At 39.1% G+C, this 26,126-nt stretch carries 27 protein-coding genes; 19 read left to right on the forward strand and 8 right to left on the reverse strand.

The window, feature by feature from the left end; translation table 11 throughout:
• Positions 1-747 precede the first annotated feature (747 nt).
• From CXF89_RS13375 to hslR, 4 genes are all read right to left on the reverse strand, one after another.
• The gene (locus CXF89_RS13375) at positions 748-1,857 is read right to left on the reverse strand and encodes a PepSY-associated TM helix domain-containing protein (protein ID WP_121954884.1); all 1,110 of its coding nucleotides are present in this window, start codon (positions 1,855-1,857) and stop codon (positions 748-750) included.
• A gap of 182 nt (positions 1,858-2,039) precedes the next feature.
• Positions 2,040-3,578, reverse strand: coding sequence for a phosphoenolpyruvate carboxykinase (locus CXF89_RS13380; RefSeq protein ID WP_010555418.1), 1,539 nt, complete (start codon positions 3,576-3,578; stop codon positions 2,040-2,042).
• A 267-nt stretch (positions 3,579-3,845) separates the two neighbouring features.
• Entirely contained in the window at positions 3,846-4,691 is an 846-nt protein-coding gene (gene hslO / locus CXF89_RS13385) for an Hsp33 family molecular chaperone HslO (protein ID WP_007586592.1), read from the reverse strand.
• Between the two features lie 12 nt (positions 4,692-4,703).
• The gene (gene hslR, locus CXF89_RS13390) at positions 4,704-5,126 is read right to left on the reverse strand and encodes a ribosome-associated heat shock protein Hsp15 (protein WP_007586590.1); all 423 of its coding nucleotides are present in this window, start codon (positions 5,124-5,126) and stop codon (positions 4,704-4,706) included.
• A gap of 210 nt (positions 5,127-5,336) precedes the next feature.
• Between hslR and gspC the strand changes: the two genes are divergently transcribed.
• The 13 genes from gspC to CXF89_RS13455 all read left to right on the forward strand — a co-directional run bounded on the left by gspC (position 5,337) and on the right by CXF89_RS13455 (position 17,344).
• Positions 5,337-6,278, forward strand: a complete 942-nt coding sequence (gene gspC / locus CXF89_RS13395) for a type II secretion system protein GspC (protein ID WP_121954885.1) — start codon at positions 5,337-5,339, stop codon at positions 6,276-6,278.
• Between the two features lie 23 nt (positions 6,279-6,301).
• Positions 6,302-8,365 carry a type II secretion system secretin GspD gene (gspD, locus tag CXF89_RS13400; RefSeq protein WP_121954886.1) on the forward strand — a complete coding sequence of 688 codons (2,064 nt, stop codon included), beginning with the start codon at positions 6,302-6,304 and terminating at the stop codon, positions 8,363-8,365.
• Complete coding sequence (gspE, locus tag CXF89_RS13405; protein ID WP_010555415.1) at positions 8,358-9,923, forward strand: type II secretion system ATPase GspE; 1,566 nt, start codon at positions 8,358-8,360, stop codon at positions 9,921-9,923. Before gspD ends, gspE begins: the two co-directional genes overlap by 8 nt.
• A 2-nt stretch (positions 9,924-9,925) precedes the next feature.
• On the forward strand, positions 9,926-11,161 hold the full coding sequence (gene gspF, locus CXF89_RS13410; RefSeq protein WP_002962033.1) for a type II secretion system inner membrane protein GspF: 1,236 nt from the start codon (positions 9,926-9,928) through the stop codon (positions 11,159-11,161).
• A gap of 81 nt (positions 11,162-11,242) precedes the next feature.
• Entirely contained in the window at positions 11,243-11,665 is a 423-nt protein-coding gene (gspG, locus tag CXF89_RS13415) for a type II secretion system major pseudopilin GspG (RefSeq protein WP_007586585.1), read from the forward strand.
• A gap of 49 nt (positions 11,666-11,714) precedes the next feature.
• Positions 11,715-12,302: a pilus assembly FimT family protein gene (locus CXF89_RS13420; RefSeq protein WP_010555414.1), complete on the forward strand. Its 588-nt coding sequence runs from the start codon at positions 11,715-11,717 to the stop codon at positions 12,300-12,302.
• The gene (gene gspI, locus CXF89_RS13425; RefSeq protein WP_002962039.1) at positions 12,302-12,676 is read left to right on the forward strand and encodes a type II secretion system minor pseudopilin GspI; all 375 of its coding nucleotides are present in this window, start codon (positions 12,302-12,304) and stop codon (positions 12,674-12,676) included. Before CXF89_RS13420 ends, gspI begins: the two co-directional genes overlap by 1 nt.
• Complete coding sequence (gspJ, locus tag CXF89_RS13430) at positions 12,677-13,315, forward strand: type II secretion system minor pseudopilin GspJ (RefSeq protein WP_010555413.1); 639 nt, start codon at positions 12,677-12,679, stop codon at positions 13,313-13,315.
• The gene (gene gspK / locus CXF89_RS13435) at positions 13,308-14,297 is read left to right on the forward strand and encodes a type II secretion system minor pseudopilin GspK (protein ID WP_007586581.1); all 990 of its coding nucleotides are present in this window, start codon (positions 13,308-13,310) and stop codon (positions 14,295-14,297) included. The genes gspJ and gspK overlap by 8 nt, the downstream gene beginning before the upstream one ends.
• Positions 14,294-15,502, forward strand: a complete 1,209-nt coding sequence (gene gspL, locus CXF89_RS13440; protein WP_121954887.1) for a type II secretion system protein GspL — start codon at positions 14,294-14,296, stop codon at positions 15,500-15,502. The genes gspK and gspL overlap by 4 nt, the downstream gene beginning before the upstream one ends.
• On the forward strand, positions 15,499-15,972 hold the full coding sequence (gspM, locus tag CXF89_RS13445) for a type II secretion system protein GspM (protein WP_010555411.1): 474 nt from the start codon (positions 15,499-15,501) through the stop codon (positions 15,970-15,972). The genes gspL and gspM overlap by 4 nt, the downstream gene beginning before the upstream one ends.
• Positions 15,973-15,975: 3 nt before the next feature.
• Positions 15,976-16,734, forward strand: a complete 759-nt coding sequence (locus CXF89_RS13450; protein ID WP_121954888.1) for a type II secretion system protein N — start codon at positions 15,976-15,978, stop codon at positions 16,732-16,734.
• A 22-nt stretch (positions 16,735-16,756) separates the two neighbouring features.
• Complete coding sequence (locus tag CXF89_RS13455) at positions 16,757-17,344, forward strand: UPF0149 family protein (RefSeq protein WP_121954889.1); 588 nt, start codon at positions 16,757-16,759, stop codon at positions 17,342-17,344.
• 27 nt (positions 17,345-17,371) lie between these two features.
• On the opposite strand, the gene CXF89_RS13460 is transcribed toward CXF89_RS13455, so the two are convergent.
• Both CXF89_RS13460 and CXF89_RS13465 read right to left on the reverse strand, forming a co-directional pair.
• Positions 17,372-17,578: a hypothetical protein gene (locus CXF89_RS13460; protein ID WP_007586570.1), complete on the reverse strand. Its 207-nt coding sequence runs from the start codon at positions 17,576-17,578 to the stop codon at positions 17,372-17,374.
• Positions 17,578-17,937, reverse strand: a complete 360-nt coding sequence (locus tag CXF89_RS13465; protein ID WP_007586569.1) for a hypothetical protein — start codon at positions 17,935-17,937, stop codon at positions 17,578-17,580. The genes CXF89_RS13460 and CXF89_RS13465 overlap by 1 nt, the downstream gene beginning before the upstream one ends.
• A gap of 288 nt (positions 17,938-18,225) precedes the next feature.
• Here CXF89_RS13465 and ccoG point away from each other — a divergent pair, with 288 nt between their 5' ends.
• The 4 genes from ccoG to CXF89_RS13485 all read left to right on the forward strand — a co-directional run bounded on the left by ccoG (position 18,226) and on the right by CXF89_RS13485 (position 22,030).
• Entirely contained in the window at positions 18,226-19,656 is a 1,431-nt protein-coding gene (gene ccoG / locus CXF89_RS13470; RefSeq protein WP_007586568.1) for a cytochrome c oxidase accessory protein CcoG, read from the forward strand.
• Between the two features lie 86 nt (positions 19,657-19,742).
• Positions 19,743-20,717 (forward strand): serine/threonine protein kinase, encoded by a 975-nt coding sequence (locus CXF89_RS13475; protein WP_010555410.1) that lies wholly within the window; start codon positions 19,743-19,745, stop codon positions 20,715-20,717.
• Between the two features lie 34 nt (positions 20,718-20,751).
• A complete protein-coding gene (locus CXF89_RS13480; RefSeq protein ID WP_007586563.1) occupies positions 20,752-21,375 on the forward strand; it encodes a thiol:disulfide interchange protein DsbA/DsbL in 624 nt (207 codons plus the stop codon).
• Positions 21,376-21,391: 16 nt separating this feature from the next.
• Entirely contained in the window at positions 21,392-22,030 is a 639-nt protein-coding gene (locus CXF89_RS13485; RefSeq protein ID WP_010555409.1) for a thiol:disulfide interchange protein DsbA/DsbL, read from the forward strand.
• A 66-nt stretch (positions 22,031-22,096) separates the two neighbouring features.
• Here the strand turns inward: CXF89_RS13485 and trmA are convergent, their stop codons facing one another.
• On the reverse strand, positions 22,097-23,194 hold the full coding sequence (gene trmA / locus CXF89_RS13490) for a tRNA (uridine(54)-C5)-methyltransferase TrmA (protein ID WP_121954891.1): 1,098 nt from the start codon (positions 23,192-23,194) through the stop codon (positions 22,097-22,099).
• Between the two features lie 162 nt (positions 23,195-23,356).
• Between trmA and CXF89_RS13495 the strand changes: the two genes are divergently transcribed.
• Both CXF89_RS13495 and murI read left to right on the forward strand, forming a co-directional pair.
• Positions 23,357-24,496 (forward strand): DUF5610 domain-containing protein, encoded by a 1,140-nt coding sequence (locus CXF89_RS13495; RefSeq protein ID WP_024592129.1) that lies wholly within the window; start codon positions 23,357-23,359, stop codon positions 24,494-24,496.
• 65 nt (positions 24,497-24,561) lie between these two features.
• Positions 24,562-25,362, forward strand: a complete 801-nt coding sequence (gene murI, locus CXF89_RS13500; RefSeq protein ID WP_121954890.1) for a glutamate racemase — start codon at positions 24,562-24,564, stop codon at positions 25,360-25,362.
• Here murI and CXF89_RS13505 read toward each other — a convergent pair.
• A complete protein-coding gene (locus tag CXF89_RS13505; protein ID WP_007582860.1) occupies positions 25,325-25,804 on the reverse strand; it encodes an RNA recognition motif domain-containing protein in 480 nt (159 codons plus the stop codon). The genes murI and CXF89_RS13505 overlap by 38 nt on opposite strands.
• Positions 25,805-26,126 lie beyond the last annotated feature (322 nt).

The following is a 26,126-nucleotide window of genomic DNA, read 5'->3' on the forward strand; positions in this document are numbered from 1 at the left end:
TCACTCACATCAATATCCATCACGTAGGTCGGGCGAGCGTAGCGACTCCCGACGCTAAAGTTACAACAAAACCCTCAATATCCCAGTCGGCCAATACAGTAGCATTTGCTACGTGACTTTCTACTGCTGTGGGCACTATGACATCACCAGGTTTTAAATTGTAAAAAGTGAAATGTGCACAATTAATATACACTGACATCTACACCATCACGTAGGGCGGGCGAGCGCAGCGACTCCCGACGCTAGAATCACAACAAAAACCCTCAATACCCCATTCGGCCAATAAAGTAGCATTTACTACGTGACTCTCCACCGCTGTGGGTATCGTGACATTACGCAGGCTTCACATTGTAAAGAGCCTTGCTTTAACTATTCAGTAGCCTATTAGACATTCCCATTAGGTATATAGCCTTATTTACAGACACTAGTAAGCAATTAATTGGGTGGCACTATTGTGCGCTAAGTTTACCTAAGTGATTTACCGCGTTACATCTGTAACTAACTGTAGTTTTAGCGCGTGCAGAATAAATACACATACCTGATAATTATACTAATCGGCAATAATACCTAATCAATTTGGTGGATTGAACTTGACGTTAATTGCGTTAGAAATTTCTGATATACGATTGCATGGATACAGAAGGATGAGCAACTTAGGAGTAATTGGCGAGAACAACGAAATAAAGAAATTTTTGACCTCAAATAGATCATTTAACTAGGGAGATTGGCGTAAAATTTATTTTATTTTTATATTCTCTTGGTTCTAACTAACCACCTATATACGCCAATAAAGAACAATGCAGCAGGTCCAAAGCCACTCAGCACCCAAATGACTTTTAAAATGTTACCGCCAATGCTGCCGTCATGTAGAGGGTGTATCCAGTTTTTTATTTTACTAGCCGTACTTTGCTTATCTATATTAAACACGCTCTCTAACTTTCCTGTAAGTGCATTAACCTCTATATAGCTATGTGGAAAGCGATACGAAGGATCGTTTACAGTTTGAAATCTTAATCTGTAAATAGCATTTAAGTTTGATGGTGTTTCAATCCAAGCTAAACGCGTATTCGGTAATGCTTTTTCAGCTATTAATACCGCTTGTGATAAAGGAATATTGGTTTGTTTGCTCGGTTGAATTTGTGTTTTTGGTGGGGAGTTTATATCGCTAACTAGAGCGGTTAATATAGGATCTGTTTGTTTTGGAATAGCGAGCATAACACCTGTAACAGTTAAAGCTAGTAGCGGTATGCAGAAGGTTAAACCAATTAGTTTATGCCAGTCGTATAGCAAACCTATTTTAGAGCTACGAGATTTAAATTTTAGTGCCTTTACCCACTGCCCAGGCTTTGGAAACCAAGCAAAGAATCCAGAGATAATAAGAACTATTGAGGCTATGCCTATATAGCCAACAACGAGAGTGCCCGTTCCTCCTGTTAGTAATGAAAAATGTAAGTTGTACACCCAAGTTACTAAGTATTTTCCCCAATAGTTTTTACGTATTACTTTATCACTACTGCTAGATAGCCATACCATTAAGGGAGCAAAGCCTTGCTCTTTTGTTTCTATTGGATTGTAGTATCGCGCGGGAATTACTGAGTTTATACCTGTGTTTTCTAATCGCCATGGCCCTTGCTTTGAAGGGAAATTGGCTCTTAGCGTATTATATGCTTGCTCCCAATTAGGCGTTTTTATGTTTGTAGTAGCGTCATTTGCTGGATTTAGCAGTAAGTCTATTTGCGGATAGTAAACTAATACGGAGCCAGAAAGGCTAATAATAGTAAGTAAAACACCTACTGATAGGCCTAAGTATAAATGTAACCGCCTGAATGTTTTTCGCCATGAAAGCTTTAGTGTCATTAATTAAATAGCCGTAATGAGTAATGCAGGTTTATTGGGCATTAAGGAATGATTAATTACGCGGTATATTATATGGTTTTTGATATGAGTTGTGCGGCATTTTGTCGCACTTATTAAATTAGGTATTTAGAAAGTAAAACGCCAGCCCTTGGCTGGCGTTAAAATACAAGCTTGAAGCTTATTTAAGCTTTAGGTCCTGCATTTTTTATATCGTCTGATACGTCATACTTAGCAAAGTTTTCAGTGAAGTCTGCGGCAAGTTTTGCTGCATATTCATTGTACTTAGCTTTATCTTCCCACGTATTAATAGGATTAAGTAAGTTAGTATCTACACCTGGAACTGCTACCGGTACATCTAGGTTTAAAACATCAATGTGCTGAGTTTCAACACCCGCTAATTTACCAGATACGATTGCATCAATTACTGCACGAGTAGTTGGGATATCAAAACGTTTACCTGTGCCGTAAGGGCCGCCAGTCCAACCTGTATTCACAAGGTACACTTTAGCGCCAAACTCGCGTACACGCTTCATAAGAAGCTCAGCGTAAACACCAGCAGGGCGTGGGAAGAATGGTGCGCCAAAACATGTCGAAAATGTTGATTCAATATCGCTAGTAGAGCCAATCTCAGTAGATCCAACTTTTGCTGTGTATCCACTTAAAAAGTGAAAAGCAGCAGCTTCTTCGCTAAGTATAGAAACCGGTGGTAATACACCGCTTACATCACAGGTTAAAAATACAACAGCTTTTGGTTCGCCTGCGCGGTTTTCTACTTTACGTTTTTCAACGTGTTCAAGTGGATATGCTGCACGGCTATTTTGAGTAAGGCTAGTATCGTTAAAATCTGGAACGCCTTTTTCATCTAACACTACATTTTCTAAAATAGTGCCAAAGCGAATAGCATTCCAAATTACGGGTTCATTCTTTTGTGACAGGTCGATACATTTAGCATAACAACCGCCTTCAATATTAAACACGCTTCCAGGTGCCCAGCCGTGCTCGTCATCACCAATTAGAAAGCGAGTAGGGTCTGCTGAAAGTGTTGTTTTACCCGTACCAGATAAACCGAAGAATAATGCTGTATCGCCTGCTTCACCAACATTAGCAGAACAGTGCATTGGTAATACACCTTTTGCTGGTAGTAGGAAGTTTTGTACAGAAAACATCGATTTTTTCATTTCACCGGCGTAGCGCATACCTGCTAGTAATACTTTACGCTGTGCGAAGTTAATAATAACGGTGCCATCGCTATTTGTGCCATCACGTTCTGGCTCACATACAAACGAAGGAACGTTCATTACTTGCCATTGTGGTAGGTTTGAGGCGTTATAGTTTTGCGGTTCGATAAACATGTTTTTGGCAAAAATATGGTGCCACGCTGTTTCTGTAGTTACAACTACAGGTAGATAATGCTCAGGGTCTGCGCCAACTTCTAGGTGAGAGGTGAAGTGGTCATTACTTTGAACATGTGATTCTACGCGAGCCCATAATGCGTCAAATTTGTCTGCATCAAATGGACGATTAACGTTGCCCCATTGAATATCATCTTGAGTTGTTGTTTCTTGTACAATAAAACGATCTTTTGGTGAACGACCAGTTCGTTTTCCTGTAATTGCAACAAAAGCACCATTTGCGGCTAAAGTACCTTCGCCACGGCGGATCGCATGCTCGACAAGTTCAGCTGCGGTTAAATCGACAAAACGTGTAGCGCCTGTAGTCATGTTTATACCTAACTATGTGTGAGAGTTTGAACGGATAGCTCTGGGGTTATCAGTGCCCTTAAACTGAAATTATAGTAACAGAAGGTTTTAAGATATTCGAGCCCGTAAAGCCTCTAAAAACACATATATTTAAGAAAAAACATGAATAATTTCAATGATACCGGTGTCATGAAATTAGCAGAAAAGATGACACCGGTATCATCTTTTTATAATATAAAACCGCATATTTTGCGGCTTTAATTACTATATATAGATGAAGCTGAACATTTAGTTGAAAATGCTTTTTATGTCTTGCTCGTTAAAAACATACTCTTTTAAACAGTAATGACAGTTAATATTAACAGACCCTTTTTCAGCTACGTCTTTGAGTAGTTCTTCTTGTCCAATATTAACAAGTGCAGTAATTGTTTTATCACGACTACAACCACATTTGAATTTAATAGCTTGAGGTTCAAATACGCGAGGATTATCTTCGTGATAAAGGCGTGTAAGGACAGTATTAGCATCAAGGTGTAATAGTTCTTCATCTTTAATGGTGTTACTTAATGCTTCTAGGTGTGCAAAGTCTTCAATTGATTTTTGTTTATCAACTGGGAGTACTTGTAAAAATAGACCACATGCTTTTGCGCTACCTTCTGTTGTGTCGGTTGCAAACCAAAGGCGTGTTTTTAATTGCTCTGACTGCTCAAAGTAACTTTCGATACATTCACTCAGAGTATCATGCTCTAGCGGAACTATACCTTGGTAACGTTCACCTTTACTTGGTGTAATAGTGATCACCATATAGCCTTGGCCAATAAGCTCTTTTACAGTTGTGCCCGTAATTTCGCTTTGCAGGCGTGCAATACCACGCATGTTTTGTTTATCATCACCATTTATAACTGCATATTTAACTGGTCCATCACCTTGAAGCTGTACTGCAATTTCACCTTCAAACTTTAAAGTGGCGGTTAATAAACAGGTTGCAACAAGTAACTCACCTAGTAATGCTTTAACAGGGTCTGGGTAATTATGGTCGGCAATCATTTCATTATAAGCATTCTCGATTTGTACGAGTTCGCCACGAACATCTAGTTCGTTGAATAAATAACGGTGAAGTAAATCTTGTTGCATGAGCGGCTATACCTAACTTGATTTCATTTTTAAAAGTTCGCGTCTTTGCTTTTTATCCGGTTTTTTATCCGGATGAGGAGCAAAAAAGCTGTTATTTTTGCGTGCGATGCTGTTTTCTTCGCGTTTAGCAATACTTGCATCAGATTCTTGATACATGGTCTGTGCAATGGGGGCGCTTTGACGTTTTTCAAGCACTGAGAGTATAGTTATCAGCTTTTCATCTACGCCCTGAGCTAGTTTTACTTTTGCGCCAACGTCTACTATTTTACTCGCTTTTGTACGTTGGCCATTATAATGTACTTTGCCGCCTTGCACCATTTCGCGTGCAACTGCGCGAGTTTTATAAAATCGCGCAGCCCATAACCATTTATCTAATCGAACTTTTAACCCATCTACAGGGTCTGAGCTGGTATTAGCATTACTTTTTTTACTCATAAGGCATTTCCCCACGTTTTTATAGCTTAAAATTTATCATGAAATCATCGTAGGATGAAGGTATTACAACGGCAGTTTACTTTTTGTACTGTTATGTAAAGTTAATTTAATCTGTTTACAAAGTTTAATATTAGTGTGCTTGTTGAAAGAAAAATGAAAGGGTACTATGGGTACGCGCTAACGCAGTAAATTAAAATAAGAACACTATTTATGGAACAGCACATCCAACAACTAAAACAATTTTTAACTCGTTTACCGCATGCTAAGTTAAGTGCATTAGTGACACTGTTAGTTGTTGTTTATCTTGCATTTTTATTATCAAAACTTGTTTGGCTTTTGTGGCCAAAACCACCAGTAACTCTACTTACCCCTACTCATTATGCTAACCAGTCATCTGGTGCGAGTAACAACTCAGCGCAGCATATTATTGAGCAATTTTTATTTGGTAAAAAAACTGTAACAAACAACAATAATACTGCAAAGCAATCGCAGGTAATAAATAATGCGCCAGAAACGCGCTTAAGTATCAATTTAACCGGTATCGTAGCGGTTAATAACGATGACAAAGCAGGTATCGCAATTATTGAATCACAAGGTAAGCAAGTAAGCTATCTTGTTGATGAAGTAGTATCGGGTACGCGTGCTGAAGTTGCACAAATATTGCCGGATCGTATTATTTTGAGTGTTAATGGACGCTTTGAAACATTAATGCTTGATGGACTCGATTTCAGTAAGAAGGTGTCTATGCCAGTACTCGCTGCGCGTGATGATTCTGAAATGGGTCCGCAAAAATTAGAACCAAGTGATCTACAAATAGATGCCACTGCAGATCCGGACGTTAAAGAAGCAATTATAGAAACACGTGAAGAGTTACTCGAAGAGCCGGGCAAGCTATTTGACTATATACGTGTTTCACAAGCCATGAATGATGGTGAGCTAATTGGATATCGCTTAAGTCCAGGTAAAGAGCCTGAGCTATTTAAGCAAATGGGTTTAAAAAATAACGATTTAGCCATTTCTATAAATGGCTATCAATTAACAGATTTAAAACAGGCTATGTCAGCTATTAATGAGCTGCGTAATAGTACAGATGCCAATATCACTATAGAACGTGATGGTGAACAAATTGATGTGCAATTTAGTCTGCAATAATTTAGCTTTGGAGTTTTAATACGATGGTTCAGGTGCTACACCTCAAAAAAATTAAAAAAGGGTTAGCTAAGTACGCAGCACTTTTTTTGGCGGCAAGTATTTCTTTGTCTGTTTCTGCTGTTGAATATGCTGCTAACTTTAAAGGAACTGATATCAACGAGTTCATTAATATTGTTGGTAAAAACCTTAATAAAACAGTCATTATTGACCCTAACGTGCGCGGAAAGGTAAATGTTCGCAGCTATGAGTTAATGGACGAGGCACTTTATTATCAGTTCTTCTTAAATGTATTGGAAGTTTATGGCTACTCAGCTGTTGAAATGGACAATGGCATAATTAAGGTAGAAAAAAGTTCAGACGCTAAAAAATCAAATGTGCCACTTATTGACGAAGGTAGTGAAGCTAGCGGCGACATGATGATTACGCGTGTTGTACGTGTTAAAAATGTAAGTGTGCAGGAGCTTGGTCCTCTAGTTCGTCAATTTAGCGATCAAAAAGATGGTGGCCACGTTGCTAACTTTAATGCGGCTAACGTAATGATGCTAACAGGTCATGCTGCATCGGTTAATCGCTTAGTTGAGATTATTCGCTCTGTTGATCAAGCGGGTGACAAGCGTGTAGACATCGTTAAGCTAAAATATGCGACGGCAGATGATGTTGTCTCTGTGGTAGACAATATTTATAAAGACAGCGGTAAAGGCAGTGTGCCTGAATTTTTAATTCCAAAAGTTGTGGCTGATGGCCGAACTAATAGCGTTATTGTAAGCGGTGAAGGCCAAGCCCGTACACGTGCTATTGAACTAATTAAGCGCTTAGATGGTGAGCTAGAAAGCCAAGGTAATACTAAGGTGTTTTACCTAAATTATGCTAAAGCTGAAGATTTGGTCAAAGTATTGCAAGGTGTTAGTAAGTCACTTGTTGATGATGCGCAAGGCGGTACTACTAAGACCCGTAGCAGAAGCAATAATGAAAGCAGTATAGAGTCTCACCCTGACTCAAACTCATTAATTATTACCGCACAGCCAGACACAATGCGATCACTTGAATCGGTAATTGAACGCCTTGATATTCGCCGTGCCCAAGTACTGGTTGAAGCGATTATTATTGAAGTAATGGAAGGCGACGGGGTTAACTTAGGCCTGCAGTGGATTTCTGAGCAGGGCGGTATGTTGCAGTTTAACAACGGCACTACGGTTCCCGTTGGTTCATTAGCTGTTGCTGCAGAGCAAGCACAAGATACAACTGTAACTAAAACTATCATTGGTACAGAAACTGGAACCGTTACTAGTTATGACGAAACGACTGAGGGTGACTATGATGCGCTTGCTTCATTGCTAAGTGGCATTAATGGTTTAGCGCTGGGCGTTGTTAAAAATGATTGGGGCGCAATTATTCAGGCTGTTGCCACTGATACAAATTCAAATATTTTGGCTACCCCTTCTATTACTACAATGGATAACGAAGAAGCCTCTATTTTAGTCGGTCAAGAAGTACCTATTATTACAGGCTCACAAACAGGCAGTAACAATGCTAACCCATTTCAAACAGTTGAGCGTCAAGAAGTCGGTATTAAGCTGGTAGTTACGCCACAGATTAATGATGGTTCAGCAGTACAGCTTACTATTGAGCAAGAAGTATCGAGCGTAAGTGGTGCAACTGCGGTTGATATTTCAGTAAATAAGCGTTCAATTAAAACAACTGTTATGGCCGATGATGGCGGTATGGTTGTACTTGGCGGTTTAATTGACGAAGACGTACAAGAAAGTGTTTCTAAGGTGCCGTTATTAGGCGATATCCCTATTTTAGGACACCTGTTTAGATCAACAAATACAACGCGCCGTAAGCGTAATCTTATTGTGTTTATTCGCCCAACCATTATTCGTGATGGTGTAAGCATGAATAAGTTAAGCTTTAATAAATATAACTTTATTCGTGGTGAGCAGTTTAAACAAAAAGAAGACGGTATTGAATTAATGCCAATGACTGATACGCCTATTTTACCTGAGTGGAATGACGAATTAGTACTTCCCCCTACGTATGAAGAGTCTCTGCGTAAACAAAATGCACAAGAGCGTAAAGATGACTAATGCGATTCAAGAGATAAACCAAGATGTGGTTCATCCTAAAACGCATAATCAGGATGAGCTATTAACGAGTGATGTGTTAGTTGAGTTACCAGCAAAGCGTTTGCCGTTTTCCTATGCAAGACGTGCAGGTGTGTTGCTTGGTAAAAACAAAGATCACCGTATAGTTTACTACCGTGGTGAGCTAGACGTGGAAGTACTATTAGAAGTACGCCGTATCGCAGGCCATGGTTTTACACTTGAGCAATTGGCTGATGATAAATTTGAGCTATTGCTTGAAGCGTCATACCAACGTGATAGCTCTGAAACACAACAAATGATGGAAGATATTGGCAACGAGGTTGATTTATTCTCACTTGCTGATGAACTTCCGCAAACTGAAGATTTACTAGCTGGTGACGATGATGCGCCAATAATCAAGCTTATTAACGCCATGCTAAGTGAAGCGATTAAAGAAGGGGCTTCTGATATTCATATCGAAACCTTCGAACAAGAGCTTGTTATTCGCTTTAGGGTCGATGGCGTGCTTAAAGAAGTACTTAAGCCTAATCGTAAACTTGCATCGTTACTTGTGTCTCGTATTAAAGTAATGGCTAAGCTTGATATAGCCGAAAAACGCATTCCACAAGATGGCCGTATTAGTTTGCGTATTGCCGGGCGTGCAGTTGATGTGCGTGTGTCTACAATGCCATCGAGCTTTGGTGAGCGTGTAGTACTGCGTTTACTTGATAAAAACAACGCGCGTTTAAACCTTGAAGATTTAGGTATGACCGCAGATAACCGTGCATTGTTTTCAGATTTAATTAGTAAACCCCACGGCATTATTTTAGTAACAGGGCCAACGGGCTCTGGTAAAAGTACCACTCTATATGCTGGTATGAGCCAAATTAACTCACGCGATCGCAATATTCTTACCGTTGAAGATCCGATAGAGTACGAAATTCCAGGCATTGGGCAAACACAAGTTAATGCAAAAGTTGATATGACATTTGCACGTGGTTTACGTGCAATATTACGCCAAGATCCTGATGTAGTAATGGTGGGTGAAATACGCGACCTTGAAACTGCGCAAATTGGTGTTCAAGCGTCACTTACCGGCCACCTTGTTATGTCTACTCTGCATACTAATACCGCATCGGGTGCAATTACACGTATGGAAGATATGGGTGTTGAACCATTCTTACTTTCATCGTCGTTACTCGGTGTGTTGTCGCAACGCTTAGTCCGTACGTTATGTAATACCTGCAAAGAAGGTCACACGGCTGATGAGCATGAATGCCAGCTGTTAGGGGTTCCTTTTGAAAGCCAACCGACAATTTATCGAGCAGTAGGGTGTGAAGAGTGTAACTTTAATGGCTATCGTGGTCGTACGGGTATTCACGAGTTACTTGTAGTTGATGAAACAATACGCGAAATGATTCACAACGGTAAAGGCGAGCAAAGCGTAGAGAAATACATTCGTAAGCGCAGCCCAAGTATTCGCCAAGATGGTTGTAGCCGTGTACTTGTAGGTAAAACAACACTTGAAGAAGTATTGCGTGTTACCCGTGAGGAAGGTTAACTATGGCGGCGTTTGAATACCGTGCCTTAGATGGCCGAGGTAAAGAAAAAAAAGGCATTTTAGAAGCCGATACAGCTAAACAAATTCGCCAAACTTTACGTGATCAAAAACTTACGCCGCTTGAAGTTGTCCCTGCGGCGCAAAGTGATAAACAAGTCAAAGGCGAAAAAGCCCCTTTACTCGGTGGCTTTTTTAAGCCGACAATTTCAACCTCAGACTTAGCATTAATTACAAGGCAATTAGCAACACTTATTCAATCGGCACTTCCTGTTGAAGGCGCTGTTATGGCGGTTGCTGAGCAATGCGAAAAGCCGCGTTTAAAGCGTATGCTTATGTCGGTACGCTCAAAAGTGGTTGAAGGTTACACACTTGCCGATGGTCTTAGTGAGTTTCCTCATGTTTTTGACGACTTATATCGTGCAATGGTAGCCGCAGGCGAAAAGTCGGGTCACCTTGACCAAGTACTTAATCGTTTAGCCGACTATACCGAGCAGCGCCAACATATGCGTAGCCAAATAACTCAGGCTATGGTTTACCCCATTATATTAGTGGTATTTGCAATTGGTATTGTGTCGGTATTACTGGGCACCGTAGTACCAAAAATATTAAAAACGTTTGAAAAAACGAAACAAGTACTTCCTTGGACAACCGAATGGGTTATGGCAGGCAGCCATTTTGTGCAAAATTATTGGTTTATTAGTTTAATAGCGATTACAGCTATAGCCATTGGTATTAAGCATGCACTTAAGCAGCCTAAAATACGTTTTTGGTGGGATGACCGAGTGCTACATATGCCAGGTATAGGTAAAGTGGCTCGTGGTATTAACACCGCACGTTTTGCGCGTACTTTAAGTATTTTATCGTCAAGCTCGGTACCATTGCTCGAGGGGATGCGTATCTCGGGTGGCGTATTAATCAACGAAAAAATTAAAAAAGCGGTTGCAGATGCATCCGATAGAGTGAGTGAGGGTGCAAGCTTAAGAGCTGCACTTCAGCAAACTAAGTTGTTTCCACCAATGATGCTGCATATGATAGCAAGTGGTGAAAAATCAGGTGAACTAGAGCAAATGTTAGAGCGTGCTGCAAATAACCAAGATCGCGAATTTGAGAGCATGGTTAATGTATCGCTTAAACTACTAGAGCCTGCGATGATCGCCTCAATGGCGGTTATTGTATTATTTATAGTAATGGCAATATTGCAGCCAATAATGGCGATGAATAAAGCTGTTGGACTTTAAGTTAGAATAAACTTTTAAATATATTAATGGTTTTACCTAAACCATTTTTACTTAATGTTTTTAGAATAATGAGGTAATTACGTGAATAAACAATCAGGTTTTTCTTTACTAGAAGTGATGGTGGTACTGGTTATCATCGGAATGATTATGTCAATTGTTGCACCTAACATTATGGGTCAGCAAGAAGAGGCTGCTATCGATAAAGCGCATCTAGATATTCAACAATTAGAAGATGCAATGAGCTTATACAAGCTTAAAAATAAGAGCTACCCAAGCACAGAGCAAGGTCTTGAAGCGCTAGTTACTCAAACAAGCATTGAACCGGTTCCAAAACGTTTCCCTGACGGTGGTTTTATTAATGAATTACCAGAAGATCCATGGGGTAATCTATATCAGCTAATTAGCCCAGGTGAAATTGGCAAGTTTGATATTTTTTCTATGGGCCCAGATGGTGAAGTAGGTACTGATGATGATATCGGTAACTGGGACGAAGAAAAACAATAATGCTTAAGTACACTGCTTTGTATGAACATGTTAATTCTAGAGGCTTGCTATGAAAGCAAGCCTTAAGCAGCGCCATGCAAAAAGCAGAGGCTTTAGTTTAATAGAAATTTTAGTGGTATTAGTGATCATCGCTTTTGCTACAAAAATGGTGGTATATAGCTTAGAAGGCGGTGCTGAGGAAGAGTTAGATACTCAAGCATTAAGGCTGCATACCACCATTAACATGGCATCGGAATTTGCCATTTTAAACCAAGTTGAATTGGGCTTATTAGTAGAAGAAAATACGTTAGAGTATTTAGTTTTCGATGGTGAAAAGTGGATTACCTTTGACCGTGAAGATCTTTTTAAACCAATAGAGTTAGATGAAAGATTAAAGCTCACGCTTAACTTAGAAGATTTAGCGTGGGCGCAAGATAACCTCTTAGAGCAATCTAACTGGCGCGAGCTTATGAGTGGCGGCGATGAAGACAGCTTACTTGAGCTTAAAAAGTTGAAAATCCCACAAGTACTTATTTTGTCATCAGGTGAGGTAAGCGCGTTTCAACTTATATTAGAGTTAAAAGAGCAAAGCGAACCTGTGTATTACATTGAAGGTGAATTTGCTGCACCAGTAAACTTTCGCCGAGAGCCAGAATAATGAAGCGCACTAAAGGGTTTACCTTATTAGAGGTATTAGTGGCATTAAGTATTTGTGCCATGGCGGGTATAGCTGCAATGCAAGCAACAAGCGAGCACATACACCACTTAACGACTATTGAAGAGCAAACCTATGCATCTTGGGTCGCCGAAAACGTTATTATTGAACAGCGTACTAAAGGCGAACAATGGCAAGGTAAAAATAACCTTAAAGGCAGCGAAGTAATGGGCGGTGTTGAATGGTTTTGGCAGCAAGAAGTAACAGCCACTGCTGACAAAAGCTTTGTTAAGTTAACCATAAATGTTTTTACGGATGAAAAATATGAGCATTCGGCATATGAGTTATCAACGTATCTCAATAAAGGCAAAAAGTAAGTGAAGCAGCGTGGGTTTACATTACTTGAAGTTATGGTAGCACTGGGTATTTTAGCTTTTGTTATTATTGCTACTCATCAAATACTAGAGACGACAACAAGAGCAAAAGATGCCTCCGATGAAAAAATTGCTGAGTTAAATGGGTTGCAAACAACATTTAGGTTAATGGATCAAGATTTTAGCCAAATGACTAAACGTGCAGTACGAAACGAATCTGGTGATGTTCAAGAACAATACTTACTTGCTGGTCGTTACGTTTTAGAAAGCCAATACGATGGTATTGCGTTTGTACGAGATGGCTGGATAAATCCAATTAATTTATTGCCACGTTCAGAACTACAAGCCGTTGGTTATAGAGTGATAGACGATAACCTTGAGCGTGTTTATCGGGTTTATGTTGATCAGCTTGATAATATGGAACCGCGAGTTCAACGTGTACTAGAAAATGTTGAAGAGCTTAAGTTTGAGTTTTTGGATGATAAAAACGAATGGCAGGAACAGTGGGAAATTAAAGCTCTCCCTAAAGCGGTTGCTGTTACTTTGCAACAAATAGAAGCAGAGCCAATTCGTCGTGTATTTTTAGTTCCTGGGCAAGGCAAAGTTGTTGCTACACAAAGTACGGATGTGAATAATGGTTAAGCAGCAATCATCGCGCGGCGCAGCACTTGTTATTGTTTTGTTTATTGTGGCATTAGCGGCTATTTTAGCAGTAGAAATGAGTGCTAATTTAATGGTTCAAGTGCAAAAAAGTACTAATTTGCAAGGTCATCAGCAAGCTAAATGGTATGCCTACGGTGCAGAAGAGCTTGCTATTAAAGGGCTAATACAAAGTAAAAAAGATGATGCTGATAAAACAACACTTGATCAAGTTTGGGCAACTCAAGGTGATGCTTCATACCCTGTTGATAACGGCACGTTAAGTGGCAAAATTACTGATTTACAAGCATGTTTAAATTTAAATGCTTTAGCCATAGCGCCAGAAGAAAATAGCGCAAGTAAAACAAACCCTGCACATAAAGCACTATTTGCATTACTTGAAAACATTGAAGATTTACCTGCTGATGAATCAGAAGAGACAATGGCAGATAGCGTATTTGATTGGCTTGACGAGGACAGTATTACATATCGCTCAGGCGCAGAAGAAGACGAGTATTTATCACGAGATTTTCCGTATATGACAGCCAATAGTTTATTTGCATCAACATCGGAATTACGCTTGGTTAAGGGCTTCAACCCATTAGTGATGGAAAAAGTACTGCCATATGTATGTGTAATACCAGGCAGTACGCTTTTATCTATTAACGTAAATACATTAATCCCAGAGCAAGCACTTATACTCAGTGCCTTAATAGAAAGCTTGAGCTTATCTGGTGCAGAGGCTGTGATAGGTGCAAGACCGCAAACTGGCTTTGACACCATTGATGAATTTTTTGAACAGGTGAAGCAACAAGGCGGTACTAATACCGACTCAGTCAAAAGTTTATTTAGTATTAAAAGCGAATATTTTAAATTACAAACGCAGGCAAATTTTGTCGACCTGCGTTTTTCGATGACCACATTACTGCACGCTAAAGACGGTGACGTAACGATACTGGCGCGAAAATTTGGAGGCGTACAGTGACAGAAATACTGTTGATCCGCACGGGTCAAACCGAGCAAGAATTGCTTAATTGGTTAATTTACTCACCACAAGAACAAGAAATAATAGCCAGTGGCGAGTTACCAAATGCAGAGCATTTAAGTGAGCTAAGCGAAAAAGCACTTACCCGAGAAGTTGTTGTGTTGTTACCAAGTGATCAAGTGCAATTAAAAATGGTCGCTTTGCCAACAAAATGGAATCGCAAGCTTGAGCAAGCATTGCCATACATGCTTGAAGAAGATATAGCATGTGACGTAGATGAACTGTTTATAGCAGTAGCGCAGCCGACAATGCTTGGTGAGCAACATGCAATTCGTGTAGCAATGACAGACCGTGAATGGTTTGAACAATGGCTCGCATTATTTGTAGAGCATAATCTATCAGTATACAGAATATTACCCGATGCTTTGTTGTTACCGCTTGCAGATGATGGCGCAGTCACCGCTATCGAGCTCAATAACCAATGGTTATTTAAGCAAGGGCAATGGCATATTGGTGCGGTTGAATCTAGTTGGTTAAATGGCTACTTAACAGCCATGGGTAATCCTGATATTAAGCATTTTAGCCCAGCTAGTCAGTTTCCAGAAAGCGTTAACTTACAAGCGCAAACAAGTGAGTACGACTTACCTCTAGCATTATTTGCAAAGCAGTTAGATAGCGTTAATTTTAACTTACGCCAAGGTATGTATCAGCTTAAAAAGCAAAGCGCCTTATGGTGGGGTTACTGGAAAGGCGCCGCAATTATAGCAAGTGTTGCATTGGTTTCTACGATTACAATAAAAGCTATTGAGTTACACCAACTTAATACACAAGTAGAATTAGCTAAAGCTCAAGTAGTCGACAGATACCAAAAAGCATTTCCAGGAACTAAAGTTCGCCCCAATCTAATTAAAAGCCAAATTAAAGGCGCGTTAGATAAAGTGCAAGGCTCAAGTGAGTCGGGCTTTTTAGACTTAACGACTAATTTGGTTGATGTATTTTCGCAAGTTAGCGAATTTACACCTGAAACACTTCGTTATGACAAACGTCGCAATGAGCTGCGCATTCGTGCACGCGCTAAAGACTTCCAAACTTTTGGTAAAGTAAAAATCATACTTGAAAAACAAGGTTTAACTGTTGAGCAAGGGTCTTTAAATAATGACGGTGATTATGTCGTTGGTGAAATTAAACTGCGAGGTGCAGTATGAAAAAGCAGTTAATGCAACAATGGCGCTCGCTTAAAGAGCAAGAACAACAATTGGTAATGGTCGCTGGTGGCGTGTTTATTATTTTTGTTTTAGTAATGGGAATATTTCGACCATTAAATAATGCGATAGAAAAGGCACAGCAATCTCAAATTAAACAACAAGAGCTATTAGCTTGGGTTGATGACAGTATTGTTAAACTAAAGGCTGCGGGTAACACCAGTGTTGCTAGCAATGCAAACTTAAGCCAAATTGTTAATTCTACACGTGGGCGCCATCAAATAAGTATTAGTAAAATGCAGCCAAGTAGTGATTCGCTACGTTTGACGCTCGACTCTGTAGAATTTAATCAGTTAATAGAGTGGTTAGATGAGCTAGTGAATCAGCACGGCTTAAAAATTGAAAACTTAGATTTGAGCCGCGATGATAAATCAGGCTATGTGCGTGTAAGCCGTTTAGTATTAGAGAATTAATTAATGAAAAAAATAATAACGTTATCGGCTGTCTTTTTAATTAGTTTTATTGTGTTTTGTATTATTAAATTACCAGCACATATTGCACTAGATATAGCAAAACCGTACTTTCCAAAGCAATTAGAAGTAGGCCAAACTGTAGGCACTGTTTGGCAAGGTCAAATGATGCAAGTTCGTTTTGATGGTGAACAGTTAAATAATGTGCGCTGGGACATTGCTGGCTGGAAGTTATTTACAGGCAAGCTAAATGCGAGTGTGAAGTTTGGTAATGCACGAGAGCGTAGTGATATCTCGGGTTATGCTGATGTAAGTTATGGGCTTTTTAATCAAGAAGTTAAAGTGACTGACGGCCTAGTGCGCTCAACAGTAGAGCGTGCAATGCAGCGCGTGCAGCTTCCCCTACCTGTAACCGCTAAAGGGCGTGTAATTTTAGAACTTGATGAATACAGCTCAGGTGCACCTTATTGTGATTCACTAAAAGGTGAAATAGCGAGCCCTAATATTGACGTGCAAGGCTTAAATGGGTGGTTTAATATTGGCCCTCTGGCTGGTAAGTTAAGCTGTAAGTCGGGCGATATTGCTATATTAATTGACCCAGATAATACGCTTGGCCTTGAGGCAGATGCTACACTTAAAGCTAATTTCGACTTTAGTGTGGCAGGTTATGTAAAACCAGATGCTAGCTTACCTAAAGATGTACATGATGCGGTTAAATTTTTAGGCCGACCAGATAGCCAAGGTCGTTACCCGCTCAACTTTTAATGTTTGAATATAAAGAGTTTTAATGCAAATACCCCAATTTACTGAGCTGCACGCAAAGCAGCTCAGCACATTTTTAAATACCCAATCTCAAGCAATGACCCTTCAACAAAGCCAAGGCTATTTATTTGGCGTTATTTGTTCGCCCAATCCATTAGATGTGCATGAGTGGCTTGAGCAGATATTACCAAATACAGCTAATGATTTAGATGAAGAAATACTTTTCTTGTTTATGGCGCTATATCATAAAATTAGTGAGCAAGTATTTGAAACTGGATACAAATTGCCTAACACATTTGATGCTGAATTTTGTAAGTCATGGAGTAAAGGCTTCTTAGTTGCAACCAAAGCTTACGCAGAGCCTTTGTTAAATGCACCGCAATTAGACACTGACTTTAAACAAGCATTAGAAAGTGCGTTAAGTACATTAAGCTTTTTTGCACTCGACCAGCTTGCAATAGCTCAGATTGCCAAACAAAATAACATGACTATAGAAGCCTTGTGTCAGTACCAATATGAATCAATGGGTGACTTTGCATTGGGGTTTGCTGAACTAATTGAAGTGGTCGCAATTAATAGCGGTTTGATAACCGACGAGAGTTGGGAAGAGTAATTATTAATACCAGGCGCTTAGTTTAATCTAAGTGCCTAGCTCTAATATAATATCCGTACAGCCTTGTTTGCACTTTACTACGCCTTTACCAGGTTCACTGGTGGCTAAATTAAGTGTTAAAACCCCATTACACTTCTCACACTTTAACGTTTTGCCTTGTGCTAATTGCTTGAGCATATTGCGTTGTTTATGAAATGAGTCGCTTGCTTTTTTATTTAATCCTGAAAAATCCACTACTTTGCTCGCTTTTGCTCTAATGCTTCAGTCACTATTTTACATACCGTATTTAAACGATCGCCATAAAAATAAAGGTTTAAGTCACGTTCACGACAATAACGTAGGTGAAATAACTGAACAGAGTCATCTGTTGTAAACGTTTTTTCTACGTACTCACCCTCAGATTCAGACAATTTAAGTTGAGTGCTGATTCTATTTTTAGCCATATTTGCAGCAGGGCTTCTGTTAACCTTACTTGCATCACTTAAAAAACCAATGCCTTCACCTAATAACCTTTCGCGAGGTTCTTTTATAAGCGGATGATCGATTGTAAAAAAGGCAAGGATCACAACTACCAAAATAATAAATTTTTTCATGGATACGTAAACCTTGATCTAAGTAGGGTTGAATTACCATGCAGTGTAATAAACTGCATTTTAAAAGCAAGTAACTGGGATGAATAAATTATTAGCGATCTATGCCAGTAATTTTAACCAACATTGTTATAATGGTTAACAGCAGTCAGATATTTCTGAAATATCTGAAAGTATTCGAGAAGGCAATTTATTAAAGTAAATCTGCCTAGCAAGTAACTTGCTAGCTTTAAGTATAGAGTACTTGAGTATTGCTGGATTTTTATTTCCAAGCGGCGTTGAGGAACTTCGATGGACAAGCAAATTAAAGTAAAGAATATCCCTGTAGAGGTGAAAATCCAAAAACCGGATTTAAGCCGTCAAGATGATAGGTTCAATCCCCGAAATCGTATTTATGTGCGTGCCGTAAAAGGCCTACATCAATTACTTAGGCAGCGCATTGGCTTTTTAGGCCTACTTGCGTTTATGTTACTTCCTTGGATTAATTTTAACGGCCAGCAAGCAGTGCTGTTTGATCTAATTGGTCAAAAATACAATATTTTTGGTTTAACGCTATGGCCTCAAGATTTTACCATATTAGCGTTTATTTTTATGCTGGCAGCATTTGCGCTGTTTTTAGTGACCACCTTCTATGGACGGGTGTGGTGTGGCTACACATGTCCGCAAACTGTTTGGACCTTTATTTTTATTTGGTTTGAAGAAAAGCTTGAAGGCACAGCTAATCAGCGTAAAAAACTCGATCAACGACCCATGAATTTTGATAAGTTTTGGCGTAAAACGGCAAAGCATACTAGTTGGGTATTGTTTTCGTTATATACCGCCATTTCTTTTGTGGGTTACTTTACGCCAATCAGAGAGTTACTTCCTGATTTTGTAACGTTTAACGTGGGTGGTTATGCACTAGTCAGTATTATTTTCTTTGCTGCGTGTACCTATGGTAATGCCGGTTGGATGCGTGAAATTATGTGTTTACACATTTGCCCTTACTCACGTTTTCAATCAGCTATGTTTGATAAAGATACATACACTGTAACGTACGACGAAAGCCGTGGTGAAAGCCGTGGTCCTCGTTCACGTAAAGTAGATCATGAAGATTTAGAGCTAGGCGACTGTATCGACTGTAACCTGTGTGTTCAAGTGTGCCCAACAGGTATTGATATTAGAAATGGGCTGCAAGCTGAGTGTATTAACTGTGGTGCATGTATTGATGCGTGTGATGGCGTAATGGATAAAATGGAATACCCGCGTGGACTTATTTCATATACGACAGAGCGAAACCTCGAAACCCCAGAAAATAAAACGAATCCGCTACGAGCTAAAATCATTGGTTACACGGTCATACTTGTTGTGCTTACGGGAGCACTTGTAGCTAATATAGCGCTGCGTAAAACAATGGACTTTGATATCATTCGTGATCGAAACCAATTATATCGTGTCGATTTTGATGGTTTAGTGGAGAACACCTATACATTAAAGGTAATTAATAAAGCGCAGTACGAGCAAACCTTTAATATTAAAGTACAAGGGTTAGATAACTTTAAGTATATTGGTAAGCAGTCATTTACTGTGCAGGCAGGGCAATCTCATAATGTGCCATTGTCGCTTGTAATGGACCCTTATGATTTGAAGGTGTCGATGACTGAGTTTAACTTTGTGCTTTCACCGGTAGATGAGCCGGATGAGACAATATCGCAGTCGAGTAACTTTTTTAAAGCGCGATAATCACAACCGACCTTAAATAGGTAAGTTGATATAGCAATTAACAAAAGCGGGTATATAACCCGCTTTTTATTTTATATAAGAAGAGTATGAGTAAATTTAGTTTTATTGACTTAACACCTGACCTAATACTCGATGCAATAGAAAGCGTAGGTGTGTACGCCGAATCTGGTTTGTTGGCACTCAATAGCTATGAAAACAGGGTGTACCAATTTAAAGCCGATGATGGCCTGCGTTACGTAGTGAAGTTTTATCGCCCAGAGCGCTGGAGTAAAGAGCAAATTCAAGAAGAGCATGACTTTGCATTTGAACTGGCAGAAGCGGAAGTGCCTGTTGTTGCCCCTATTTTATATAATGGGCAAAGCTTGTTTGAACACGAAGGTTATTTGTTTGTGTTGTTTCCAAGTGTCGGCGGGCGTTTATTTGAGGTTGATAACTTAGATCAGCTTGATGTAATGGGGCGTTTAATTGGCCGTATGCACCAAGTAGCTAAAACAAAGCCTTTTACTTATAGGCCAACAGTTACTTGCGAGGAGTATTTACATACAGCCAAAGTTCATCTTCAAAAAAGTAACTTAGTGCCTATGGGAATAAATACTGCCTTTTATACTATTTTAGATTTAGTGATAGAGCAGGCGCAAAAACAGTATAAAGATGTGCAAAGTATTCGCTTACATGGTGACTGCCACGTTGGTAATATTTTGTGGGCAGGTGATGCGCTCATGTTTGTTGATTTAGATGACAGCCGCCAAGGTCCTGCAATCCAAGATTTATGGATGATGCTCAGTGGCGATAGAGCGACGCAACTGTTACAGTTAGACACCCTTGTGAGTGCGTATGAAGAGTTTTGTGATTTTGATCACTCTCAACTCAAATTAATTGAACCGCTGCGAGCGATGCGTATTATCCATTATATGGGATGGGTAGCTAAACGATGGAGCGATCCTGCCTTTGTGCGGAACTTTACATGGTTTGCTGATGACAAATACTGGGAGCAACAAATTTTAGCACTGAAGGAGCAACTTGCAGCACTGCAAGAAGCACCGTTAAAGTTATTGCCGTAATATTTTATTTAAAGACAAGTACAACGAGATACAAATGCTTAAAAAATTAAAACTGAGTTTATTACTTTTATGTTTACCATTTGCAGCACTTGCTGCACAGTTTGAAGTTGATAATCAATACACTGTTATTGATGTAGACAAAAGTACATCACCACAAGTAACCGAGTTTTTCTCATTTTACTGTCCACATTGTTTTAAGTTTGAACCAGTAGCAAAAGCAATTGAACAAGGCTTGCCAGAAGGCGCGGAGTTTATTAAAAACCACGTGAACTTTTTAGGTGGCGTGTCGCCACAAGCACAAAGTAATTTAAGCTTTGCCTACTTAATTGCTAAGCAGCATGGTCAGGCGCAGAGTATTAGCGATCAAATTTTTAAAAGTATTCATGTTCAGCGTGCTCCTTTAACTGAAATGAAAGACGTTAAAAAATTACTTGAAGTAAACGGTATTGATAGCGCAACGTTTGATCAAGAAATTGCAAGCATGCCTGTTATTTCGGCTGAGCAAGCAATGCAAAACAAACAAAATAAATATTCAAAATTAGGCGCACTTACAGGTGTACCTACTTTTATTGTTAACGATAAATATAAAATAAACCTCAACACCATCAAAAATCAAAAAGAACTTGATGAGTTAGTAGCGTTTTTATTAGCACTATAAATTTCGGAGCATAATAATGATTAAATTAGTTAAAGCAGGTTTGCTTGCAGTACTACTTCCTATGGCGGCAACAAGCTTTGCAGCAACGTATGAAGAAGGCGTGCATTACGACGTAGTTTCTGAGCGCGCAACTAAAAAGCCAGAAATTAAAGAGTTTTTCTCATTTTACTGCCCTGCATGTAATAACATGGAAGCACTAATTGGTGAGTTTAAGCCTAAGCTTGATAAAAACGTTAAATTTAAAAAGAGCCATGTTGATTTTGTAGGTGTACGCGACCCAGAAAACCAACAGATGATGAGCCAAGCACTCGCTACTGCAGAAGTGCTTCCGCAAAAAGATAAAATTGTCTCTGCAATCTTTAATCATATTCATACAAAGCGCGCTAGTTTTAATGAGCTTGCAGATGTAAAAGATATATTTGTAGCGCAGGGCGTTGATGGCGATAAGTTTGATAAGCTGTTTAAAAGCTTCTCGGTACGTACGCTGAGCTCTAAAATGAAACGTGATCAAGACTACTTTAAAGAAAAAGGCGCACTACGTGGCGTACCTACATTTATTGTAAATGGTAAGTATAAATTAAACCTAGGTCGTGAGTCGGGTATTACTGAACCAGAAGATATTAGCAAACTGATTAATTACTTAGCTAACAAGTAAGTTTAGCTAAAACTAAAAAAGCTCCTACAAGGAGCTTTTTTTATGGGTAACGTTTACTGAGCGTATTTATTTGCGCTGCAAGAAAACACCCGACTCAATGTGATGTGTATATGGGAACTGATCAAATATAGCAAAGCGCTTAACGTTGTGCGTACGTGTTAAGTGATCAAGGTCACGCTCAAGGGTTTCAGGATTACACGATATATAAATTATGTTTTCGTAATTAGCCACTAAGTCACACGTTAATTCATCCATGCCCGCGCGTGGTGGATCAACTAATATGGTTTGGCAGTCATAGCTTTTAAGGTCAATACCATCTAAACGAGAGAAAGTACGCTCGCCATTCATTGCTTGAGTAAACTCTTCACTAGACATACGAATAATATCTAAGTTCTCTACGTTATTTTTAGCAATATTGTATTGAGCAGAGTGAACAGATGATTTTGATATTTCCGTCGCTAATACTTTATTAAAACAGCCCGCTAATGCAATTGAAAAGTTACCGTTACCACAATACAGTTCTAATAAATCATTTTTAAGTGGTTTACATAAATCTTGTGCCCACTCCAGCATATTAATATTTACTTTTGCATTAGGCTGAGTAAAGCTATTTTCTACTTGTTGGTATATAAGCTCTTGACCATTAACTGTTAAACGTTCAGTTACAAAGTCATCACCTAGTACTTCTTTTTGTTTGCGAGCTCGGCCTATAAAGTCAATTTTGTATTTACTGCTAAGCTTTTCTTTCAGTGCTTTAATTTCACTTAACCATTCATCATCCAGTGGTTTGTGATAAAGCAAGCTTACTAAAATTTCACCGCTTAGCGTGGATAGGTAATCGATTTGAAATAACTTACGACGTAATATTTCACAAGGCTTAAGATGCTCAATCATCACCTGCATTATTTCACCAACTAGAGGCGCTGCTGGATCAAATGTATCAACACGGATTTTTTCTTTTGTTTGTTGATCAAACATAATGTGAAACAGATCGTCACCGTCGTGCCATACTCTAAATTCAGCACGTTGGCGGTAGTTAGTTGGCTCTGAGCTAAATACTTCTAGTTGCTCCACACCAAAACGTTGGAACTGTGCACTAATACGCTGCTCTTTTTCACTTAACTGCGTTTGGTACTGTGTGGTATCTATTTTAATAACTGCCATTAACGCTACTACCTTATCTAAGATCTGTTTATCGGCGCTATTGTAGGGAGCGCTGCGTATTTGTCTAGTTTTGGCTAGCATTTATGCTGTTTTATTGAACATTGTACTTTAGTTTTTATTGTTATAGCCGATAATAAACTACGCACGCTTAGGAGACGAATCATGAAAATAGGTAATTATGGCTTTACGCCAAACAACAACATCAATAAATTCAATAATAAAGCTGATATACAGCAACCTACAATTACGTCTCCTCAAGATAGCTATCAACAACGAGGCCGAGAGTTGGCCGCAAAGGTGCTTGGCGATAAAATGGCTGAGCAGCTTGGATTGCCTATCGCAGAAAAAAAAGCAGATAAACCACTATTTGATTTTGATGAAATAGTAAAAAACGTACTCGATTTTGTGAGTAGTGCTGTTAATAAAGCAAAAGCTAATGGCGCTGATGACGAAAAGCTCAAAGATATGTTAGGCGACGCGCGCAAAGGAGTCCAAATAGGGATTGACGACGCTGTTGATGAACTCAAAGGTACAGGTGTATTTAATGATGACATGGAAGAGGGGATTAATAAGTCCAAAGAGGGAATTTACAATGGGCTCGATAAGTTTGAAGAGTCGTTATTTAACCCACAACCTGCCAGCGTAAATATAAGCCAGGCTCAATATGTCAGTATGACGAGTAATGCAGAGTATAAATTTACCACCGCAGAAGGTGACGAGGTAAGTATTAGCTTTGCAGATGCATTTGAATCTCAGTCGGCAAGTGGCTATCAGCAAAACAATAATGGCGAGTCGTTTGCAAGCTCATCATCGCAATCTCGACAGGTATCATTTTCGATGTCGGTTAATGGTGACTTAAATGAGCAAGAGCAAGAAGCTATTAATGTAATGATGGAAGACTTACAAGATTTAAGTAAAACCTTTTTTGGTGGTGATTTAGATGAAGCATTTGAACAAGCGCAAGAGCTGAGTTTAGACAGCGATCAGCTGGTGGCTTTTTCTATGGATTTACGCCAAACAAAAACAATAGCAACAGTTAAAAGCTATGAAGAATATAGACCAGCACCAGAAAAACAAGTAGCGGAGGGTTTAGCTCCTTTTAATGATGACCTTAAAAATGCTTTTGAAAAAGCGGGTGAGCTTGGATTACAAAATCAGCTAGCTGGCATTCTCCAATGGTTAAATCAAGATCAGGAGCAAATAGATAAGTTAGTAGATTACACAAAGTCTATGTTCGAAAACCTTAATCAGTTAAATTCGGCAGCCGACAGGCTTACTGATTTAGAAACCACGCAAAGTTAAACTACTTTCTTTTATAAATACCTCATGGCAAACTGCCGTTCTTAAAGTAAAGTGGGAACGGTAGTTTGTCAGCGCATATAATGGTCTTTGATTCAGGTATTGGTGGAACTACTGTACTTGAGCATATAAAGCAAAGTATCCCCAATGCTCAGTACAGTTATTTTATGGATAATGCATTACTACCTTATGGTGCTCAATCTCAAAAAACCATCATTAACCGATTATGCTCACTTATTCATTTCATCAAAGCTAATACGCTTAATGTTGATTTAATTGTAATAGCGTGTAATACCGCTTCTACATCTGCACTTAGCGCTGTTCGCCAAATGACAGATATTCCTATAGTAGGTGTTGTGCCAGCAATAAAGCCTGCGGCAGAGTTAACACGTTCAAATCATATTGGCTTATTAGCCACACCGGCAACGGTCGCCAGTTCATACACTAAAACATTAATTACTGAGCATGCACGTAATGTAACCGTTAATCTATATAGCAGTGTGGAGTTAGTAACTTTAGCTGAGCAATACTTTTTTACAGAGTCTTTGGATACAAACAAGTTGCATCAAGTGCTTGATGACCTACATATAGATAAAACTATAGATGTACTTGTATTAGGATGTACGCACTTTCCAATATTAGCAGAGCCTATTAGTCAGTATTTTGAAGGGAATGTAAAATTACTTGATTCAGGTGTAGCGATAGCAAACAGAGTCAACTACTTACTTAACCAACTTAACTTGTGTGTGAATAAACTAACAGACATAAAAAAGCCGCTGCAATATTATGCAACGGCTGATGTGTTTAGCAATAAGCTAGCGGTAAAGCTAGTTACACTGACTGATCCGTCTCAGTACGTAGAGCATTAGAATCATCTTCTTGTTTTTGTTTTGCTTCACGTACCTTTAAAGTACGTTGTTGGAACTCGCTATCGTTCAAGTTAGCAATTGCATTGTCTGCATCAGCTTGCGCCATTTCAACAAAACCAAAGCCACGACGCTTGCCAGTATTCTTATCCTTTAATAAACGAACATTGAATACTTTGCCTTGTTCTTCAAATAATGCACGAACCACACCTTCGTTTGCACGATAAGGAAGGTTACCAACATAAAGCGTTTTTGTTTTAACTTCAGCTTCTTCAGTCACATCAGATGACATTGCAGCAATAGCAATCGCACCTATTAATAAACCAGCACCAAATAGTAATGCAGGGTTTAAAGCTAAGCCGCCTAAAGCGAACTCAACAACAACAAAACCAACTACAGCAAGAATAACAGAGAAGATAAAAGATTTTTGATCGGGTAATTTCATTTTAGATCTACCAATAAACAGGAAATAAACATTAATTTAACATTGTGAACTTGCTATCTTAACGTCTAAATCAAACATAGCAATGATATTTGTATTAAATAATAAATAAGAGCACAAAAAAGCATCATCTTAGGAAGGTTTTCATATGGTTTTACGTGGTTTTGTTCTATTTTTGTTCGAACAGTAAAAAGATCTAAAAAAAGGGTTGATCTGTTTTCGGATCTCCCTATAATGCGACCCCACTGAGACGGGAAACGCCAACGCATAGCGAGGCACGAACTACTCAGAGAGTTAAATAAAACTTCGGTTTTAAATCTTCTAA

It is taken from the genome of Pseudoalteromonas sp. MelDa3, assembly GCF_002863625.1.
GTDB lineage: Bacteria > Pseudomonadota > Gammaproteobacteria > Enterobacterales > Alteromonadaceae > Pseudoalteromonas > Pseudoalteromonas arctica.

Bases quoted from the DNA above. Each gene is read 5' to 3' on its own strand.
- CXF89_RS13380 (WP_010555418.1), bottom strand. From the start codon at position 3,578: ATGACTACAGGCGCTACACGTTTTGTCGATTTAACCGCAGCTGAACTT.
- trmA (WP_121954891.1), bottom strand. From the start codon at position 23,194: ATGGCAGTTATTAAAATAGATACCACACAGTACCAAACGCAGTTAAGT.
- gspD (WP_121954886.1), top strand. From the start codon at position 6,302: ATGGTTCAGGTGCTACACCTCAAAAAAATTAAAAAAGGGTTAGCTAAG.
- gspI (WP_002962039.1), top strand. From the start codon at position 12,302: ATGAAGCGCACTAAAGGGTTTACCTTATTAGAGGTATTAGTGGCATTA.
- hslO (WP_007586592.1), bottom strand. From the start codon at position 4,691: ATGCAACAAGATTTACTTCACCGTTATTTATTCAACGAACTAGATGTT.
- gspF (WP_002962033.1), top strand. From the start codon at position 9,926: ATGGCGGCGTTTGAATACCGTGCCTTAGATGGCCGAGGTAAAGAAAAA.
- CXF89_RS13505 (WP_007582860.1), bottom strand. From the start codon at position 25,804: ATGAAATTACCCGATCAAAAATCTTTTATCTTCTCTGTTATTCTTGCT.
- gspC (WP_121954885.1), top strand. From the start codon at position 5,337: ATGGAACAGCACATCCAACAACTAAAACAATTTTTAACTCGTTTACCG.
- gspE (WP_010555415.1), top strand. From the start codon at position 8,358: ATGACTAATGCGATTCAAGAGATAAACCAAGATGTGGTTCATCCTAAA.
- CXF89_RS13455 (WP_121954889.1), top strand. From the start codon at position 16,757: ATGCAAATACCCCAATTTACTGAGCTGCACGCAAAGCAGCTCAGCACA.
- gspK (WP_007586581.1), top strand. From the start codon at position 13,308: ATGGTTAAGCAGCAATCATCGCGCGGCGCAGCACTTGTTATTGTTTTG.
- gspM (WP_010555411.1), top strand. From the start codon at position 15,499: ATGAAAAAGCAGTTAATGCAACAATGGCGCTCGCTTAAAGAGCAAGAA.
- CXF89_RS13450 (WP_121954888.1), top strand. From the start codon at position 15,976: ATGAAAAAAATAATAACGTTATCGGCTGTCTTTTTAATTAGTTTTATT.
- CXF89_RS13420 (WP_010555414.1), top strand. From the start codon at position 11,715: ATGAAAGCAAGCCTTAAGCAGCGCCATGCAAAAAGCAGAGGCTTTAGT.
- CXF89_RS13475 (WP_010555410.1), top strand. From the start codon at position 19,743: ATGAGTAAATTTAGTTTTATTGACTTAACACCTGACCTAATACTCGAT.
- CXF89_RS13480 (WP_007586563.1), top strand. From the start codon at position 20,752: ATGCTTAAAAAATTAAAACTGAGTTTATTACTTTTATGTTTACCATTT.
- CXF89_RS13465 (WP_007586569.1), bottom strand. From the start codon at position 17,937: ATGAAAAAATTTATTATTTTGGTAGTTGTGATCCTTGCCTTTTTTACA.
- hslR (WP_007586590.1), bottom strand. From the start codon at position 5,126: ATGAGTAAAAAAAGTAATGCTAATACCAGCTCAGACCCTGTAGATGGG.
- ccoG (WP_007586568.1), top strand. From the start codon at position 18,226: ATGGACAAGCAAATTAAAGTAAAGAATATCCCTGTAGAGGTGAAAATC.
- CXF89_RS13485 (WP_010555409.1), top strand. From the start codon at position 21,392: ATGATTAAATTAGTTAAAGCAGGTTTGCTTGCAGTACTACTTCCTATG.
- CXF89_RS13495 (WP_024592129.1), top strand. From the start codon at position 23,357: ATGAAAATAGGTAATTATGGCTTTACGCCAAACAACAACATCAATAAA.
- CXF89_RS13375 (WP_121954884.1), bottom strand. From the start codon at position 1,857: ATGACACTAAAGCTTTCATGGCGAAAAACATTCAGGCGGTTACATTTA.